Consider the following 17,962-nt stretch of genomic DNA (forward strand, 5'->3'; position numbering starts at 1 on the left):
AAAAAAGGCCATCAGCATCTTCTCCAAGAAAGACAGGACATCTACCGATTTATAATGAATCACGCCACTGAATTTCCTGTTGAGAAGATGTGTAAAGTATTTGGCGTAAGCCGCAGCGGCTATTATTGCTGGCGCAAGTGTGAGCAAACTGGGATGCATAAGCACAAACGTTTAGATAAGCAGATCAGGGAAATATTCAATGAGAGTGACTGCACCTATGGGAGTCCACGCATTGCTCTGGAACTGAAAAGAATGGAGGTGGAGGTGTCCGAAGCAACAGTTGCTCGTCGGATGAATGCACTCAGTATCAGGGCAAAAGCAGCCAAAAAGTATGTTGTAACAACTCAGTCCAAACACGATGAGCCAATAGCCCCTAATATCCTTAATCGTGATTTTGCCGCACAGACTCCAGCCATCAAATGGGTCAGCGATATTACCTATTTTCGAATTAATCGTCAGTGGTATTATCTGACGGTTATTCTGGACCTGGCCGATCGCTATGTAGTGGGGTGGACCATTAGCGATAGGATGAGTTCAAAGAAAACTACTGAAGCTGCTTTTAAGCGGGCAATCGCCAATCGTCCTCCCAGAAAAGGGATGATATTCCACTCCGATCGCGGAGTACAATATGCCTGCGACGATTTTCGTCGCCTGCTTAATAGCTGCGGATGCCAACAAAGCATGTCTCGGAAAGGAAACTGCTGGGATAACGCTGTAGCCGAATCCTTTTTCAAAACTATCAAAACAGAGTGCATCATGAAGCACCACTTTACCAGTAAAGAACAGGCCTTCACTGTCCTTTTTCGTTATATTGAGGGCTGGTACAATACCAAACGTATCCACTCTGGTATAGGAGGTATTTCTCCGAAAGAAATGTATTATCGATTGACTCAACTAAAACAGACAGCCTAGCCCAATTCACTGTCCACTATTCTGAGGAGTTCCATTGCTCCCAGTCTCCCCCTCTCCCAGTCTCCCCGTCACCCAGTCTCCAAATCTCCTGGTCTCCCAATCTCCCATTTCCCAAAAAATCCAATAAATCCATATTTCCCCCACCCCACGGATCCCGGATATCAGTCCGTACAAACCAAATGATCCGCCGATCACCCGCTCCTTTGCTTCCCTGCGTAAATAATCTGATCATCAATCCATTTTAAAGGAGAAAAGTCCTAATTTAGCGGCCGTTTTCAAAGAAGTGACCGTTGCTTTAGCTAATCGGGAACCAAATCCCGCGGTCACTTGTACAAATAGCAAGCGAAAAGAAATTTGACCATGATCAAGATCAGCTTTCCCGACGGAAGGGTACAGGAATACGAAAGTGGCGTATCCGCAATGGATATTGCCAAATCGATCAGTGAGGGCTTAGCCAGAAACGTATTAGCCGCCAAAGTGAACGGCGAAGTATGGGATGCCGGCCGGCCGATAACGGAAGATGCGACCGTACAACTACTCACCTGGAATGACGAAGACGGAAAAGCTACATTTTGGCACTCATCGGCTCACCTGATGGCCGAAGCGCTGGAAGCTCTGTATCCCGGTATCAAACTGGGGATTGGGCCGGCGGTGGAAGGCGGGTTCTATTATGATGTAGATCCCGGAGACCGCACCATCTCTACCGAAGATTTTAAGAAGATCGAAGATAAAATGACGGAACTGGCCCGGCAAAAAAACACCTACGAACGTCGTGAGGTGCCGAAAGCCGAAGCCATCAGCTATTTTAAAGAAAAAGGAGACGAGTATAAACTGGAGCTCCTGGAAGGCCTGAATGACGGCGAGATCACTTTTTACCAGCAGGGCAACTTCGTTGACCTTTGCCGGGGGCCGCACATTCCGAGCACCGAAAAGATCAAGGCCATCAAGCTCATGAAAGTGGGTGGTGCCTACTGGCGTGGTGACGAAAGCCGTAAACAGCTCACGCGGATCTACGGGGTGACCTTCCCGAAACAAAAAGAACTGACCGAGCACCTGGAACTGATCGAGGAAGCCAAGAAGCGTGATCACCGGAAACTGGGTGCCGAACTGGAATTGTTCATGTTCTCCGAAAGGGTAGGGCAGGGCTTACCGATGTGGCTGCCGAAGGGCGCACAGTTGCGGGATCGTCTGCAAAACTACCTGAAATCGGAACAGGAAAAGCGGGGCTACGAAATGGTGATGACGCCGCACATCGGCCACAAGCACCTCTACGAAACTTCCGGACACTGGGAGAAATACGGCGAAGACAGTTTCCGTCCCATCAAGACGCCGCGGGAAGGAGAGGAGTTTCTGCTCAAGCCGATGAACTGTCCGCACCACTGTGAGATCTACGGGGTGCGCCCGCGGTCGTATAAAGAACTGCCGCTACGCATTGCTGAATTCGGAACGGTGTATCGCTACGAGCAGAGCGGAGAATTGCACGGCTTGTCGCGCGTGCGCGGCTTTACCCAGGATGATGCCCACATCTTCTGTACGCCGGATCAGGTGAAGGAGGAATTCCTGAACGTACTGGATCTGACTACGACGGTATTATCCAAAATGGGTTTCGACAAATTTACGGCCCAGATCTCCCTGCGGGATCCGGACAATCCGGAAAAATACATCGGTACCGATGAAAACTGGGATAATGCCGAACGGGCGATCATCGAGGCCACCAGCGAAGTGGACCTGGAAACCGTTACTGCACTCGGTGAGGCGGCTTTCTACGGCCCCAAACTGGACTTTATGATCAAGGACGCCCTGGGGCGCTCCTGGCAGTTGGGAACCATTCAGGTGGACTACAACCTGCCCGACCGTTTCGAACTGGAATATATCGGACCGGACAACCAGCCGCACCGGCCGGTAATGATCCACCGGGCTCCGTTCGGTAGTATGGAGCGTTTCATCAGTATCCTGATCGAGCATACCGGCGGTAAGTTCCCGCTGTGGCTCACGCCGGATCAGTTTGCCGTATTGCCGATCAGCGATCGTTTCAACGATTACGCCGATGATATTAAGCGCAAACTGGCGCTGAAGGATATCCGCGGCTTTGTGGATGACCGCAGCGAGAAGATCGGGCGAAAGATCCGCGATACGGAATTGAAACGCGTACCGCTGATGCTGATCGTGGGGGAAAAAGAGGCCGAAGAAGGGACCGTGTCGGTTCGGAAGCAGGGTGAAGGTGATGTGGGCAGTATGAGCCTGGATGAATTCGTGGAATATTTTGAAAGCCTGCTTTAGGCGGTAAAAAATAGTTTGATCCCAGATTTACCGGTTTCCAGTTGTTCCCGGTGCCATCCGGAAATAGCGGGAAATCGGTAAAACATACCGGAAACGTGCGAACTTCTGTCTTTAAATGGGTGTTCTTATACCAAACATATAAGAATATTGCCTAATTTGTGTTAAAATTTAAATAATTCCTGTGGATGCATATTGATTTATGAGAATATTAATTTATTTTGCATGCGTTCAATATTTGTCATCCCTGGCTACCAAGAAGTAGCTCCCAAATCAGGTTCAAGCACCGATTTATGAAAAAAGCCTTACTCCTCGTATTCTGCACTTTCTGCCTCTACACGGTCACACTTGCTCAAGGAAAGCAGAGTGTAACCCGCCCTGCTTTTTCTAATAAAGTAGAGATTCAGGTGTTTCCGAATCCCGTACTCACCCATTTCAGCATCAACAACAACACGAAAGTAAAGGATATCGTGGTATTCAACCTGGTTGGAAAAGAACTTAAACGTTTCGTGTACAGTGATGACGAACGTTACTTCCTGGGAGATCTTCCCAAAGGTATCTACCTGGTACAATTCCTTGACCGGGAGAAAAATATCCTCATTACCCGTCGGATCAGTAAGCGATAAGTTGTTGGTTGTATTCTAATTCTATGTCCAATAGGTGTTTGAAACTATAAGGTGTGCTGTAGTTTCTGCAGCATCGGAAGAAACAGCTTAGTTATTAGTAGCAGAATTATTATTTAGAAAAGACCAGAACTGGCTCAAAGAGCGGACCATTCCTACAAATTTTTCAAAATCTATCGGTTTTACCACGTAAGCATTGGCGCCAAGGGCGTAACAGGCTTCCACATCTTTCTGCATCTCGGAAGAAGTGATCATGATCACCGGTACGCAGGCCCATTCGGGTTTACTGCGAATGGCTTTCAGTACTTCTATTCCGTTGATCTTCGGCATTTTTATATCGAGTAGAATAGCGGCGGGAACAGTATTCTCCCGGCCTTCGTAGCGCCCCTGATAGTTCAGGTAATCCAGCGCTTCCTGTCCGTCTCTGGCTACGGCAATGGGATGTTGCAACTGAATTTCTTCAAATGCTACCAGAAATAATTCAATATCATAAGGATTGTCATCTGCGCATAAAATCGGAGCTAATTCATCGGTCATTGGTAGTTTGAATTTTGCAGGTTACAGAATCACATAAAAGGTAGCCCCCTTACCGGGTGCAGCGGTAGCACGAATAGAGCCTCCATGTTTTTTCACGATCTGTTGCGCGTGGGCCAGGCCGATGCCCGTACCTTCAAATTCCTCTTCCTTATGCAGGCGTTGAAAAACACCAAACAGATTATCGGCATAGTCCATATCGAAGCCTACACCATTGTCTTTAATATAAATACAGTGATTATGTTCATGGTTTGGGAGGGAATTTATCTCGATGCTCGCTTCAGATTCGTTCCTGGTGTATTTTAAAGCATTGGAGATCAGATTTTCGAATACGATCTTGAGCAGATCCGGATCGCCCTGGATCGTGGGCAGAGCGCTGATATTCCACCTGACCCGGCGGCGTTCAATATCCGGTTTAAAGGTGCGGATCACTTCGGTTACGAGTCGGTTCAGATCAACGGTAGAATGGGTCATCTGCTGCCGGCCCAGCCGGGAAAAATGCAGCAAACCGTCGATCATGGTGCCCATGCGTTTGGAGGAGTTGCTGATCAGGTCGATGTATTCGATCGCACTCTTGGGCGGATCGATCAGTTTACGGCGTAGGATATTGGCAAATCCGTTGATATGCCGCAAGGGCCCCCGGAGGTCATGGGAGATGGAGTAGGCAAATGCTTCCAGGTCTTTGTTGATGTTCTCCAGTTGGACCGTCCGCTCTTTTACCAGGCTCTCCAGGTGTTCCCGGTAGCTGGTCAGTTCCATTTCCACCAGTTTGCGTTCAGTGATGTCCTGCACAATACCTACCGAAGTGAGGGGCTCACCGTCCTTATCATCCTCCTGATGGGATTTAAACCGGAGCCATTTGGTTTGCCCGTCAATAAGGATCCGGTGTTCCACGTCCAGTTTGCCCTTTATGGCCGCCTGTTCCACCGCCTGGAGCAGAATGGGCCGATCCGCTTCCGGCATCATATCGAGAAAACTTCGAAAATCCAGTGGGATCTGATCCGGAGCAAAACCGATCACATGCAGGGCCTGTTCGGACCACTCGTACTGATCGCCTTTGATATGATAGCGGTAGGGGCCGATCGCCGAGATCTCGAAGGCCTTCTGGAGGTTGCTTTCCTTTTCTTTCAGCGCCAGTTCGGCCAGCTTTCTTTCGGTAATATCCTGATTGACGCCGATCGTTTTGTATACGCCTTTATCCGGGTCCTTAATGGTCGCATAATGCGAGCACAGATAGCCGATCTCTCCGTTTTCGAAAAAGACCCTGAATTCCCGGTACCGTTGGTAGCCATCCAGGGATTGGCGACTGTAAAAGGCGGCCGCGAACTCTTCCTGAATAATATTCATATTATCCGGTAAGAGAAACCGCTCGACGTAGGTCTGGGGAGAAAAGGAATATCCGCCCATTTCCTTCGCCGTAGTCCGGTGCAGCAGTAGGAACTGATCATTCACGGTGAGCAAATTGGTGGTCTGGTCGTATTCCCAATAGCCCAGCTTGGCGATCTTGTTGGCCATCAGCAACTGGGTTTCCCGCTCCTGTTGGGCCTGCTCGGCCAGTTTGCGCTGGGTGATGTTCTGATTGGCGCCGTAGGTCCGGATGGTTTTACCTTCTTTATTCTTTACTACAAAGAAATTGACGCTCACGTAGCCGGTCTCGCCGTTCAGGTATTTGATGCGGTGTTCCAGATGTTTATTGAAGTCCGGATCCGGGGTGTCCAGAGCGATCTTGATCTCCCCGGCGATAAGATTCTTATCTTCTTCGTGGAGAAAAAGGTTGGAAAACTTTTGCGCCGACATCCGGTAGCCGCCCATTTCTTCGGCATTGGTGTGGTAAACTTCGTAGAAATGGTCGTTGAAGGTATACAGGTTCTTCTCCACATCGTACTCCCAGTACCCCAGCCCCGCGATCTTACTGGCCATGGAGAGTTGATATTCCTTGATCCTAAGTTTTTCCTCCGCCTCCTTTATGGTATTGATCTCCCGGGAGATGCCCGCCAGGCCGATGATCTCTCCGGCGGGATTGAAGAGGGGGACCTTGGTGGTGAGGGTCCAGTTGGTGTTGCCGTCGTCCAGTTCCCGGCGCTCGATCAGCCCGATGCGCGGCTTGCCGGTACGCATGATCTCCCGGTCAATGGCCATTGTTTTCTGTCCGAAGGACTCGCCGAAAAGGTCAATATCGTTTTTACCGAGCAATTCTTGATCACTGGTAGCGCCGATATCCCGAACCAACTTCTGGTTTACCCGGATCAGCCGGGCAGCCAGGTCCTTGAAATAGATGCTGTCGGGAATGCTTTCCATCAACGCATCCACCAATAGTTTTTCTTCCTGCAATTTTCTTTCGGCTTCCCGGGCCCGTGAGATATTCCGGATGAAGGCCAGCAGGAAGGTCTGTTCATCCCCCTGGAGAAAGGAAAGCTTGGTCTCCGTTTCAAATACGGTACCGTCCTTTTTCATTTTGCTTCCTTCAAAGCAGGGCGTACCGTTGTTCCGGAGATCCTGTAAATAGAGCTTCCCTTTATCGGCTGTAAAACCCACCTCGATCTCATCAAATCTAAGCTGCAGCATTTCTTCCAGGGAGTACCCCAGTTGATTACAGGCCTTATGATTGGCATCGAGCAGACACCACTCCAGATCCATGATGATGATACAATCGGGAGCCTGGTCAATTACGGATCGACACAGGGCGGCCGATAAAAATTGCTGTCTCTGGCTTTTCATGTTGTTGTCAGAATAAGATCACGGGCTTAACAATTTAGGGCCGGTATACGATTCGTTCAGTTGGCTATCCGGCCGGAAATACAGGATTTGTGACAAAACGTTCAAAAAAAGGCAAAGGTGTCAAATGGATTTTTATGGTGGAGGGAATTCCGGGAACGCGACCAGCTTTGGGCTTAGATTAGATTGGTGATCAATATAATCCAAAAGGATGATAAATGTCATATCGATTGGAACGCGATCCCACTAATTTAGTTTTCAATTAAATGATCAAATAAACTGTTATGAACCTTTTATCTCCCATCTCCAGCATTATGACCAAAAATCTGGTCACCGTCACACCTTCCGATCCGCTTACCCGGATCAAGGAAATTTTTGACGAAAAAAATATTCATCATATTCCCGTGGTTCGCTTCAAGAAGATCGTAGGGATTATCAGTAAAAGTGATTTTTCCTATTTCCTCTGGGGCTACACCAATAATGAGATGACGGATAATCTCACCAATAACCGGCTGAAAACCTGGGAAGCAGAAGACATTATGAGTACTAAACTTGCCAAAGTGGAAAGTACCGATGCCATCCGCACTGCCCTGGAAGTATTCAAGATCAACCGGTTCCATGCACTGCCCGTCGTTGACAACGACGAACTGGTTGGGATCATTACACCATTGGACATCGTCATAGCGCTGGCTAATGAGCCCATCCGTTTGCAGGACTACAGTAGTTAATAAAAAATATCGGGCTATAGGCAATCAGTGGCACGAGTGGAATACCACTCATGAACAATGGGCATTATCAGGATATCGTATGTGGGTTTTCTGGTAATAAAGTAAGGGAAGTACCGTTTGGCCCGATAAAAATAAAAAATATTTCCTTATCGGTAATAGTTTGCGAGGAATTCCGGCAGATGACGAAGTGCGGCCATTTCGCGATACATGGTGCGCACTTCTCCGGCCGGGGTGCCGAAATAGGTCTTTCCAGCTTCGAGGTCTTTGGAAACGCCTGATTTGGCCAGAATGATCGCTTTATCGCCGATCTTCAGGTTTTGGGCAATGCCCACCTGACCGTACAGGATGACCCAGTCTCCCAGAACCGTATTGCCCGCGATACCCACCTGCGCTGCGATCAGGCAGTGCTGGCCGATGCGTACATCGTGACCGATATGGATCTGGGCGTCGAGCTTGGTGCCCATTCCGATGATCGTATCGCCGGATACGCCGCGGCATACCGTGCAGCCAACCCCGATATCCACCTGGTCCTCAATGATCACGCGGCCGCAGGAGCGCCATTTCTGGTAGCCGTAGGGCGTGCGCTTGAAGTAGAAGGCGTCGGCTCCGATGCTGCATCCCGACTGGATGGTGACATCGTCGCCGATCTCGGTGTATTCGCCGATGGTCACATTGGCGTGGATATGGCAGTTCCGGCCGATCTTTACATGCTGGCCGATCACTACGTTCGGCTCGATGATGGTACTCTCGTGGATCTGCGCCGTATCGCTGACGGCCTGGGTCTGTATCGGTACCGGGCGGTAGGACAGCACCAGTTCGTTGTAAGCTTCAAAGGGATCGTCACAAACCAGTAAAGCCTTACTGGGCGGACACTTTACCTTCTTGTTGATAATGATGATACTGGCTGCGGAATGCAGCGATTTCTTGTAGTATTTTTCCACATCCACGAAAGAGATGTCACCTTTCTCCACCTGGTGAATTTCGTTGATGCCGGTGGCCATGAGCGTCTCATCGCCGATGAGTTTCGCTCCGATCATTTCGGCCAGCTTACTGACGGATACAGGCTCAGGGAGTTTCATAAGCAGGTATTTAAGCAGGGGGTACTAAGTAATAAGTCGCAAGCCTTACTGCTTGTTCAGTGAAAGACTTACGACTTACCAACTTATGACTTTTGACTATCGGGTCAAATACATATATCTCTGACGATCCAGCTCCCGGAAGAACGGATCGGATAGATCGCGAATGAACTGTATCGCCTCACCGGTAGATTTCATTTCCGGCCCCAGGTTTTTATCCACGTTGGGGAACTTATCGAAACTGAATACCGGTACTTTGATCGCGTAACCGCTGGGCTGAGGTTTGATATCGAAATCACTCAGCTTGTGGGTTCCCAGCATGACCAGCGTAGCGTACTTCAGGTACGGCACCTTGTAAGCCTTGGCGATGAAAGGCGTCGTCCGGCTGGCCCGTGGGTTCGCCTCGATCACATAAACCTTATCGTCCTTGATCGCAAACTGGATATTGATCAGCCCGCGGATGTCCAGGGCTTTGGCCAGTTTCTCGGTGTATTCCACCATGGTCGCCACCGCTTCTACGGAAAGGCTGTAGGTAGGCAGTACCGCAGAACTGTCACCGGAGTGGATACCCGCCGGTTCAATGTGTTCCATGATCCCCATGATGTGAACCTGCTCGCCGTCGCAGATGGCGTCGATCTCGGCTTCTTTGGCCCGGTCGAGGAACTGGTCGATCAGTACCTTGTTCTCCGGCATGTGCTTGAAGATGCTCAGCACGTGGCGTTCCAGCTCCTGATCGTTGATCACGATCCGCATGTTTTGGCCACCGAGTACATAGGAAGGCCGTACCAGCACCGGATAGGTGACTTCGTTGGCGATCCGCAGCGCCTCATCGGCATCGTCGGCCACACCGTAGCGGGGGTAGGGGATACCCTGTTCTTTTAGAAGATCGGAAAATGCACCGCGGTCTTCGGCCAGGTCCATATTTTTGAAGGAAGTACCGATGATCTTGATGCCTTTGTTGTGGAAGATCTCGGCCATTTTCAGCGCCGTCTGACCGCCCAGCTGAACGATCACCCCTTCCGGCTGTTCCAGATCGATGATCTCCTCCACGTGTTCCCAGAAGACCGGTTCGAAGTAGAGTTTATCGGCAACGTCGAAATCGGTAGAAACCGTTTCCGGGTTGCAGTTGATCATGATCGATTCCATACCGGCTTCCTTGATCGCCATCAGGCCGTGCACGCAGCAGTAGTCGAATTCGATACCCTGTCCGATCCGGTTGGGGCCGGATCCCAGTACGATCACTTTCTTTTTATCGGAAGCGGGGATACTTTCGTTTTCCTTATCGAAGGTGGAGTAGAAGTAAGGCGTGTGGGCTTCGAATTCCGCAGCGCAGGTGTCCACCATTTTATACGTACGACGGATACCCAGCTTTTTGCGTTGGGCCGTCACTTCTTCTTCTTCAATCCGCAACAACCAGGCGATCTGGGCGTCGGCATAACCCAGCTCTTTCAGTTCCCGGAAAAATTCTTCGGGAATATCTTCGGCCACGTTGTAACGCATGAGTTGCTGTTCCATCTTCACCAGACGCTTGATCTGCTTGATGAACCAGGGATCGATGTGCGTCAGCTTCTGTACCGTTTTCTCCGGTACGCCGAGCCGAAGGGCATCCTTCAGGCGGAAGATGCGGTCATCACTGGCCGCTTCCAGGCGTTCGAGCACGTCCTGGGTCCGGATCCATTCTTTTTTGTCCGCGCCGAGGCCCATACGGCCGATCTCCAGCGACTGGCAGGCTTTCTGGAGCGCTTCCAGGAAATTCCGGCCGATACCCATCACTTCCCCAACGGCTTTCATCTGCAGACCGAGTTCGTGGTCCGCACCGTGGAATTTATCGAAGTTCCAGCGGGGCATTTTCACGATCACGTAATCCAGGGTCGGTTCGAAATAAGCCGAAGTGGTCTTGGTGATCTGGTTTTTCAGTTCGTCCAGGTTGTAACCGATCGCCAGTTTGGCTGCGATCTTGGCAATGGGATATCCGGTAGCCTTACTGGCCAGGGCCGAAGAACGGGATACCCGCGGGTTGATCTCAATCACGATCAGCTCTTCCGTTTCCGGATTCTGAGAGAACTGGATATTACAACCACCGGCGAAATTACCGAGTGACCGCATGGCCTGGATGGCCTCATCCCGCATCTGCTGGTAAGCCGTATCGGAAAGGGTCATGGACGGCGCTACCGTGATACTGTCCCCGGTGTGGATACCCATGGGGTCGAGGTTTTCCACCGTACAGATGATCACCACGTTGTCATTGGCATCCCGCAGCAATTCCAGCTCGAATTCTTTCCAGCCCAGTACCGCTTTTTCCACCAGTACCTCGTGGGTAGGAGAGAGGTTGAGACCGCGACGGAGCGCTGCGTCAAACTTTTCCGGATCGTGGACGAATCCGCCACCGGTACCTCCAAGGGTATAGGAAGGACGGATCACCAGGGGATAGCCGATCTTCTGAGCGGCTTCCTTACCTTCCAGAAAGGAGTTGGCAATATAGGAAGGGGCCACTTTGAGCCCGATATTGATCATGTGCTGGCGGAAAGCTTCCCGGTTCTCGGTCAGCTCGATCGCGTCCAGATCCACCCCGATGAGGCGAATATCATATTTATCCCAAAGGCCTCTTTTACCGGCATCGATTGCCAGATTCAGGGCCGTTTGGCCGCCCATGGTGGGCAGGACAGCGTCAATCTGAGGCTGCTCTTGTAAAATTTGTTCAATGCTTTCAACGGTCAGCGGCAACAGGTAAATGTTGTCGGCAGTTACCGGGTCGGTCATGATGGTCGCCGGATTGGAATTGATGAGGGTAACCTCGATTCCCTCTTCCCGCAACGAACGGGAAGCCTGGCTTCCGGAGTAATCAAATTCACAAGCTTGACCGATAATAATGGGACCGCTACCTATGATCAGAACGGATTTAATGGATGTGTCTCTAGGCATGATGGATGGTTTCAATTTTGACCTCTTAAAAATGGCTAGGTCCAAATTGGGCGCAAAGTTATAAAATGCGGGGGAAGAAATCCGTGTAAGGCTTATAATTTTTCAAAAAAATTGGATAATCAACATGTTAGGTGATCGATCAGGGAAGGATCAGGTGTTAATCATCCGCTTTGCCTTGTCCCTGAGGGCCAGGTCCTTGGGAATGCTCGATGGTCGGATAAAGGCATCTTCGCTTTTAGTAAAACAGAATGCTGAAACGCCAGCGTACCGGGATGGCCTAGCCGCTCACTCAGGTTGCGGAAGCGGCCGCATCTATAGCGTAGCGAAGTTGGGTAAGGTATTCCTGTACGAATTCCTCCATTCGCTTCCGGCGGTACTGCATTACCCAACGCGGATGGGGAAGGGGAATGACCTCTCCGAAAAATCGGTGGGTGTCATTCAGCTTTCGGAAATACTCGTAATTTTTTCCCCGACCCAGGCAAAGGGCCACGGTATTGCTGACCGGAAAATCCAGCAGGGTATGCAGGTGATCGACAATGTGTGGGGTCACACGTTCCTCCAATTCCCGGTCATCGTAATAATTGTAATTCTTGCCGTCCTTTACAAAACCCAGCGGGCACAGGGAGGTAATGCAAAAATGGGGATAAAAGGCCTCCACACCGCCGAATGCTTCGATAAATTCGTAAACGAAAACGGAGGAAAGTTCGGGTTTCTTGGAAAAGGGATTGTCAATGCCGCAAACGCTTTCCAGCCGGATCGGGTCAGTGAACGGAACCCCGGTAACGGCTGCCCCGAAACGGCCCGGATTGATACCGAACAAACAAATGCGGGAGTTCCGGTCGCCGTAGTATTTCTGGTAAAAGGTAGTCAGTGCCGCCATGGTCTCCGGCCGGTCGTAGGGATAGAGTAATTCTACCGGTTCGGGAATGTCCCAGTCCGGGCTCAGTGATTGATTGAAGGCGATGATCTGGTCGGCGAAGGTCATTTTAGTTTTTTTGGTGGACGGTGGACGGTTGACGGTCGAGGGTGGACGGTCTGTGCGCGCCTGAAATAGGTTGACAAAAAAACGAGTGTACATCCACTCAAAAAACCTTAAATTCAGGCACATGAAAAAGTCAAAGAAAACTCGATCTTACCTTCGGGAACGACGCTACTTCAGCGAAGATTTTCGTCGATCCCGCGTGAAAGAATATGATGAAGGTCAGACAAGTGTCAGCGAAATTTGTCGGGTGTATGGCGTCACTAAATCGGCGGTCTATAAATGGATTAAGAAATATTCGCCTCACTACCAAAAAAGCATTACCAAGGTAGTTGAGGAAAAAAGCGAGACGCAAAAACGCCTGGCTTTAGAGCAAAAAGTCAAAGAATTAGAACAATTTATTGGCCGTCAACAGGTTCAGCTCAGTTATTATGAGAAGTTGTTAGCCACGGCTGAACAACGATACAATATTGAGCTGGAAATAAACTCCGACTGGAAGTCCTCGAATGGTTTTTCACACACCGATCCCAACACCAAATGAGTATGGAATCACTCTATCAGGTTGTGGGGATCAGCCGTCAGGGCTTCCATCAACATCGTCGACGCCTTCAGTGGCAAGAACAGCAAGTGGAGCCCATTATTGAACGGGTGAAGCATTATCGCCAATTCCATCCCCGAATGGGAGCCAGGCCCATCTATCAACTGATGAGTGCCCATAAAAATGACCAACAACTGATCGAGCATTTGGGGAGAGACAAGTTTGAATCGATATTGATTACCAACGGTTTAGGCATAGAACCGATCCGTGTTTTTCATATTACCACCTACAGTGGTGCCTTCAGGTTCCCTAATTTAACCGAAGGGCTGGAAATTAACGATATTAACCGAGTCTGGATTAGTGATCTGACCTATTACCGACTCTTGGACGGATGGGCCTATCTCACTTTTATTCTGGATCTCTATTCCCGGCGTTGCCTGGGATATGCGCTATCTCAAACCCTGGAAACCGAGCAAACCACCATGAAAGCTTTGAAAATGGCTCTAAAAACCAGAGGGGGGCACAACTTTGAACAGCGACTGATCTTTCACTCAGATGGTGGTGGCCAATACTATGATAAAGGCTTCCTGAAACTACTGCGTCAATATCAGATCGTCTCCTCAATGGCTGAGTGTGTTTACGAAAATCCTCATGTGGAGCGATTTCACAGTACCGCAAAAAATCAATATCTCATCCCCTGGGGTGTCAACTCGGTTTGTCAACTCGAAAAACGGATGCCACAGTTCATTAAATTGTATAACCAGATGAAACCACATCGAAGCCTTAAGGGCAAAAGCCCGCTCGATTTTGAACAGTTTATTCAACAAATTCCGCTATGTCAAAGACCGGTGGAGTTATTTAAAAAAATAACCTAATTTTTATTCATCAAGCGAGTGGAATGTACACTCGTTTTGTGTCAACCTATGTTAGGCGCGCACAGTAGACGGTCGACGGTGGGTGGTTGACGGTCGATGGTGGATGGAGTCGTCAACCGTCAACCGTCTACCCCTGACCGTCCACCGTCGACCATCAACCGTCGACCCCCTATCCCCTAACAATCACATTATCAATCAGCCGCACATCACCGGCCCAGGCGGCCACGCAGGCGACAATATATTTAGACTCCTTAAAGGAAGAGACGGGTTGCAGGGTTTTTCCATCTACGATCTCCAGGTACTCGGGGCGGAAGCCGGCCTGTTCCAGTTGGTTGTGGGCCCAGGTTTTCCATTCGGCTACTGACCGTTCCTCGCTATCCTGTTTGATCTGGGACAGTATTTCGTGGATTAGGGGCGCTTTGCTGCGGAACTCCGGACTGAGCCGAACATTCCGTGAACTCATGGCCAGACCGTCGGCCTCACGGACGATGTCGGCCATAACGAGTTCGACGGGCAACTCCAACTGGCGGATCATTTCCTGGATGATGGCCTGTTGCTGAAAGTCCTTCTGCCCCATGTAAAGGCGGTCCGGCAGCACCAGTTGCAGCAGCCGGTGGACCACCTGCATTACGCCCGCAAAATGGCCGGGGCGAAATGCGCCTTCCATGACCTCGGCGAGCTGGCCGAGCGAAACGTCCACTCCGGTATCCAGTCCCTCCGGGTAAACTTCCCCGACGGCGGGCAGAAACAACGCATCACAACCGGAATTAACCAGTAGTTCGATGTCCCGCGCCGGAGTCCGGGGGTACTTTTCCAGGTCCGTATGATCGTTGAATTGAGTGGGATTGACAAATATGCTACAGACCGTAAAGGTGTTGGCGGCCGCGGACTGGTCAATGAGTGACAGATGGCCGGCGTGCAACGCGCCCATGGTGGGCACAAAACCGATCTTTCGGTTGTGTCCGCGCACAGTTTGTAACCAGTTTTGCAGATCTTCGGATCGTTGAAACAAATACATAGATCTAAAACATTCTTCGAAAAGACGGGCTTGAAAAACAATCGCGCTAATATAGATGTTTTTTGTTTGTAGGCTCATTAAGTAGCCAGAATTGCCGAAAGTCGGTGGATTTTCGTAACTTTGCGTCTTGTTCATTGAGATTCAGCGATCTGCTATTAAATAAAACATACTACAAGATCTATGGATAAAAAGAAAGTGCTGATTGTGACGCAGGAGATGGATCCGTATACTAATCTTTCAACCATCTCTGAGATCGCCCGAAAGCTGCCTCAGTACGTTCAGGAAAACGGGATGGAAATCCGCGTGTTGATGCCCAGGTTTGGTACAATCAATGAAAGGCGTCATCGTTTGCATGAAGTGGTTAGATTATCAGGAATGAACATTATCGTTGACGATGATGATTTCCCGTTGATCATAAAAGTAGCCTCCTTGCCGGAAGCGCGCATGCAGGTCTATTTCTTGGATAACGAAGATTTCTTCAAGCGTAAGCAAGTTTTTAAGGACGAGAACGGGGAGCCATTCGAGGACAACCCCGACCGCATGGTCTTTTTCTGCAAAGGCGTTATTGAAACCGTCAAGAAATTTGGCTGGCCGCCCGATATCGTACACTGTCACGGCTGGATGACCAGTCTGATCCCCTTGTATCTGAAAACGGCATACAAGACCGAGCCGCTGTTCCAACAGTCCAAAGTGATCTACTCGATCTACGACAACGATCTGCAGCAGGCCTTCTCCGATCAGTTCGCAGTAAAAGCATCCATCAACAACCTTACGGAGTCCGATCTGGGTGCTTACCAGAACGGTACCGGCGTCAACCTGAATAAGGGCGCGGTGAAGTACGCGGATGCCGTTGTGATCGGAAGCGAAAACCCACCCAGCGGTTTGTCCAAATTACTGGATGAGCAGGATAAACCTGTGCTGAAAGCGCCGGCGAGTGAGGAAGACGATTACCTATCTGCCTACATCGAGTTTTACAATACCTTACTGGAAGAGGAAGTAAATCCTTAAGAAAGACGATTGTTTCCTGCTGAAACGCAATGATCCACCGCCTGACCTCCAAATGGTTGGAGGTCGGTTGGGTGCGATCGGTTTTGCCCGGGGATCCAGAGAGTCTGTGAACAGTGGCCACATGGCCGAAACTGATCACGAACTGCCGGATACCGGGCAAAATGGATTAATAATAGATGTATTGTCGAAGACATAAGTCTGTTCTTTTTTCCAGATACTTATGTCGGAGTACAACCCCGCAGTGCTCATACGGCGTCTTTATCGGAGTTGAAGTATGAGAACCTGCAAATGAATAACAATATGCAAATGAATAATTTTTGGGAACGGTTGTTCCCAGTTACTATAATTTTCGCATTTTTTCTGGGAAGTTGCGCCGATCCCACCTTCGTTGGAGAAGACATCCTGGACGACGACCGGATCAACGCCACTTTTACGGACACGATCACTATTGAGTCCCGGACCGTTCGAGGTGATTCGGTACTGACCTACTCGCCCGGTCCGATCTGGCTGTCTGCCTATCTGCTGGGAGATTATCAGGATCCGATCTTCGGAAATACTTATTCCGAGATCTACGCGCAACCGACGCTCGAACTTTCCCAGCTTTCTTACCTGCGTCCGGATTTCGAAAAAGCTTCTCTGGATTCTGTAGTGTTGGTACTGCCGTACAACGGGGACGGATTCTACGGAAATACCGAGCAGCAATTCAGCATCAACGTATACGAACTGATGGACAGTATGAGCCGGGATTCGCTGTACTATTCCGCGAGCAAGCTGGCTACCGGTACGCTGATCGGCAGCAAGACCTTTACGCCCAGCCTGGACAGTGTAACCTTTATTGACTACCGGACCACCTCACCGGATACCGTCTCTTTATCCCAACTGCGTATTCCGCTGGAAGGGATCTTTGGCCGCAGACTGATCTTTGCCGATACCAGTAATTATCTGACCAATGCCGACTTCCTGCGGTTTTTCCGCGGTGTGTCGATTCAACCGTCGACCCCGACGGACGGGATGATCAGTTTCGATCTGGTACCGACTAACGGTGCTTACGATGCGGGTATCTACGTTTACTTTAAGCGGGATACGATCCCTACTCAATATCGTTTCCCGATCTCCTACAGCTCTCCGGTGTCGGCTTATATGAATAATGACTATACCGGCTCGGTGGTGGAACCGGCGATCGGCAATGCTGATTTCTCCGATTCTCTGGCTTTTGTACAGGGAACGGAGGGACTATTGCTGGAGTTGAATTTCCCGAACCTGGAAGGCCTGCGCGACGTGGTGGTCAACAAGGCTGAACTATTGGTACCCGTCGCCTCCGTATCCGGAGATAATCCGGACCTTTTTCCGTCGGCCGAACGGCTCTATGCATTCTACTACAATGAGGATGCGATCGGCAACTACGTGCCCATCGATGACGTATTGCTTCCGAACTCCGGAGTGATCGATGTGGTATTCGGCGGACTGGTGGAAGAAGGCGCTAACGGCGAACCGGACATTTACCGGCTGAATATTTCCGCCTGGTTCCAGGAAATGCTCAAGGACGATCGCGAATCGGATATTCCGGATGTGATCTATCTGACACCTTCGCCCCGCTCCGAACGGGTTTCCCGTTCTATTCTTTACGGAGCACAGCACCCCCAATATCCGATCAAACTGAATCTGACCTATACCTCGCAGTAAGCGCACCAATACCGGATCCTGGTATCGCCGGAAGCCGGAAATTGCCCCCGCCGTCTAGTGGATGAATATGCAGA

At 50.1% G+C, this 17,962-nt stretch carries 14 protein-coding genes; 8 read left to right on the plus strand and 6 right to left on the minus strand.

The annotated features are described in order from the left end of the window. The 3 genes from CRP01_RS27615 to CRP01_RS27625 form a co-directional block, all read left to right on the plus strand. The coding region (locus CRP01_RS27615; RefSeq protein WP_099153296.1) for an IS3 family transposase at positions 1-912 on the plus strand (912 nt) is incomplete at its 5' end. 360 nt (positions 913-1,272) lie between these two features. Then, entirely contained in the window at positions 1,273-3,192 is a 1,920-nt protein-coding gene (gene thrS, locus CRP01_RS27620; RefSeq protein ID WP_099153297.1) for a threonine--tRNA ligase, read from the plus strand. Between the two features lie 290 nt (positions 3,193-3,482). After that, complete coding sequence (locus CRP01_RS27625; RefSeq protein WP_099153298.1) at positions 3,483-3,815, plus strand: T9SS type A sorting domain-containing protein; 333 nt, start codon at positions 3,483-3,485, stop codon at positions 3,813-3,815. Positions 3,816-3,902: 87 nt separating this feature from the next. On the opposite strand, the gene CRP01_RS27630 is transcribed toward CRP01_RS27625, so the two are convergent. Together CRP01_RS27630 and CRP01_RS27635 are read right to left on the minus strand one after the other, a co-directional pair. Further along, a complete protein-coding gene (locus CRP01_RS27630) occupies positions 3,903-4,349 on the minus strand; it encodes a response regulator (protein ID WP_099153299.1) in 447 nt (148 codons plus the stop codon). 21 nt (positions 4,350-4,370) lie between these two features. After that, positions 4,371-7,064 carry a PAS domain-containing sensor histidine kinase gene (locus CRP01_RS27635; RefSeq protein WP_099153300.1) on the minus strand — a complete coding sequence of 898 codons (2,694 nt, stop codon included), beginning with the start codon at positions 7,062-7,064 and terminating at the stop codon, positions 4,371-4,373. A 281-nt stretch (positions 7,065-7,345) separates the two neighbouring features. Here CRP01_RS27635 and CRP01_RS27640 point away from each other — a divergent pair, with 281 nt between their 5' ends. After that, a complete protein-coding gene (locus CRP01_RS27640) occupies positions 7,346-7,789 on the plus strand; it encodes a CBS domain-containing protein (RefSeq protein ID WP_099153301.1) in 444 nt (147 codons plus the stop codon). Between the two features lie 146 nt (positions 7,790-7,935). Here the strand turns inward: CRP01_RS27640 and CRP01_RS27645 are convergent, their stop codons facing one another. From CRP01_RS27645 to CRP01_RS27655, 3 genes are all read right to left on the minus strand, one after another. Then, positions 7,936-8,868 (minus strand): UDP-3-O-(3-hydroxymyristoyl)glucosamine N-acyltransferase, encoded by a 933-nt coding sequence (locus CRP01_RS27645; RefSeq protein WP_099153302.1) that lies wholly within the window; start codon positions 8,866-8,868, stop codon positions 7,936-7,938. Positions 8,869-8,964: 96 nt separating this feature from the next. Next, entirely contained in the window at positions 8,965-11,787 is a 2,823-nt protein-coding gene (carB, locus tag CRP01_RS27650; protein ID WP_099153303.1) for a carbamoyl-phosphate synthase large subunit, read from the minus strand. 289 nt (positions 11,788-12,076) lie between these two features. Further along, complete coding sequence (locus CRP01_RS27655) at positions 12,077-12,772, minus strand: uracil-DNA glycosylase family protein (protein ID WP_170110563.1); 696 nt, start codon at positions 12,770-12,772, stop codon at positions 12,077-12,079. Between the two features lie 121 nt (positions 12,773-12,893). Here CRP01_RS27655 and CRP01_RS27660 point away from each other — a divergent pair, with 121 nt between their 5' ends. Both CRP01_RS27660 and CRP01_RS27665 read left to right on the plus strand, forming a co-directional pair. Then, positions 12,894-13,307: a transposase gene (locus CRP01_RS27660; RefSeq protein WP_099153305.1), complete on the plus strand. Its 414-nt coding sequence runs from the start codon at positions 12,894-12,896 to the stop codon at positions 13,305-13,307. Between the two features lie 2 nt (positions 13,308-13,309). Beyond that, positions 13,310-14,179, plus strand: coding sequence for an IS3 family transposase (locus CRP01_RS27665; protein ID WP_170110564.1), 870 nt, complete (start codon positions 13,310-13,312; stop codon positions 14,177-14,179). A gap of 169 nt (positions 14,180-14,348) precedes the next feature. Here the strand turns inward: CRP01_RS27665 and panC are convergent, their stop codons facing one another. After that, the gene (panC, locus tag CRP01_RS27670) at positions 14,349-15,197 is read right to left on the minus strand and encodes a pantoate--beta-alanine ligase (RefSeq protein ID WP_099153307.1); all 849 of its coding nucleotides are present in this window, start codon (positions 15,195-15,197) and stop codon (positions 14,349-14,351) included. Between the two features lie 180 nt (positions 15,198-15,377). Here panC and CRP01_RS27675 point away from each other — a divergent pair, with 180 nt between their 5' ends. Together CRP01_RS27675 and CRP01_RS27680 are read left to right on the plus strand one after the other, a co-directional pair. Continuing rightward, positions 15,378-16,205 carry a glycogen/starch synthase gene (locus tag CRP01_RS27675; RefSeq protein WP_099153308.1) on the plus strand — a complete coding sequence of 276 codons (828 nt, stop codon included), beginning with the start codon at positions 15,378-15,380 and terminating at the stop codon, positions 16,203-16,205. Between the two features lie 306 nt (positions 16,206-16,511). Next, the gene (locus CRP01_RS27680; protein WP_170110565.1) at positions 16,512-17,888 is read left to right on the plus strand and encodes a DUF4270 family protein; all 1,377 of its coding nucleotides are present in this window, start codon (positions 16,512-16,514) and stop codon (positions 17,886-17,888) included. Positions 17,889-17,962 lie beyond the last annotated feature (74 nt).

The sequence above is a fragment of the Flavilitoribacter nigricans DSM 23189 = NBRC 102662 genome, assembly GCF_002646595.1.
GTDB classification, from domain to species: Bacteria; Bacteroidota; Bacteroidia; order Chitinophagales; family Saprospiraceae; genus Flavilitoribacter; species Flavilitoribacter nigricans.

What these genes read in the sequence shown, in the direction of transcription:
- thrS (WP_099153297.1), top strand. Translation starts at nt 1,273, where the DNA reads ATGATCAAGATCAGCTTTCCCGACGGAAGGGTACAGGAATACGAAAGT.
- CRP01_RS27625 (WP_099153298.1), top strand. Translation starts at nt 3,483, where the DNA reads ATGAAAAAAGCCTTACTCCTCGTATTCTGCACTTTCTGCCTCTACACG.
- CRP01_RS27630 (WP_099153299.1), bottom strand. Translation starts at nt 4,349, where the DNA reads ATGACCGATGAATTAGCTCCGATTTTATGCGCAGATGACAATCCTTAT.
- CRP01_RS27635 (WP_099153300.1), bottom strand. Translation starts at nt 7,064, where the DNA reads ATGAAAAGCCAGAGACAGCAATTTTTATCGGCCGCCCTGTGTCGATCC.
- CRP01_RS27640 (WP_099153301.1), top strand. Translation starts at nt 7,346, where the DNA reads ATGAACCTTTTATCTCCCATCTCCAGCATTATGACCAAAAATCTGGTC.
- CRP01_RS27645 (WP_099153302.1), bottom strand. Translation starts at nt 8,868, where the DNA reads ATGAAACTCCCTGAGCCTGTATCCGTCAGTAAGCTGGCCGAAATGATC.
- carB (WP_099153303.1), bottom strand. Translation starts at nt 11,787, where the DNA reads ATGCCTAGAGACACATCCATTAAATCCGTTCTGATCATAGGTAGCGGT.
- CRP01_RS27655 (WP_170110563.1), bottom strand. Translation starts at nt 12,772, where the DNA reads ATGACCTTCGCCGACCAGATCATCGCCTTCAATCAATCACTGAGCCCG.
- CRP01_RS27660 (WP_099153305.1), top strand. Translation starts at nt 12,894, where the DNA reads ATGAAAAAGTCAAAGAAAACTCGATCTTACCTTCGGGAACGACGCTAC.
- CRP01_RS27665 (WP_170110564.1), top strand. Translation starts at nt 13,310, where the DNA reads ATGGAATCACTCTATCAGGTTGTGGGGATCAGCCGTCAGGGCTTCCAT.
- panC (WP_099153307.1), bottom strand. Translation starts at nt 15,197, where the DNA reads ATGTATTTGTTTCAACGATCCGAAGATCTGCAAAACTGGTTACAAACT.
- CRP01_RS27675 (WP_099153308.1), top strand. Translation starts at nt 15,378, where the DNA reads ATGGATAAAAAGAAAGTGCTGATTGTGACGCAGGAGATGGATCCGTAT.
- CRP01_RS27680 (WP_170110565.1), top strand. Translation starts at nt 16,512, where the DNA reads ATGAATAATTTTTGGGAACGGTTGTTCCCAGTTACTATAATTTTCGCA.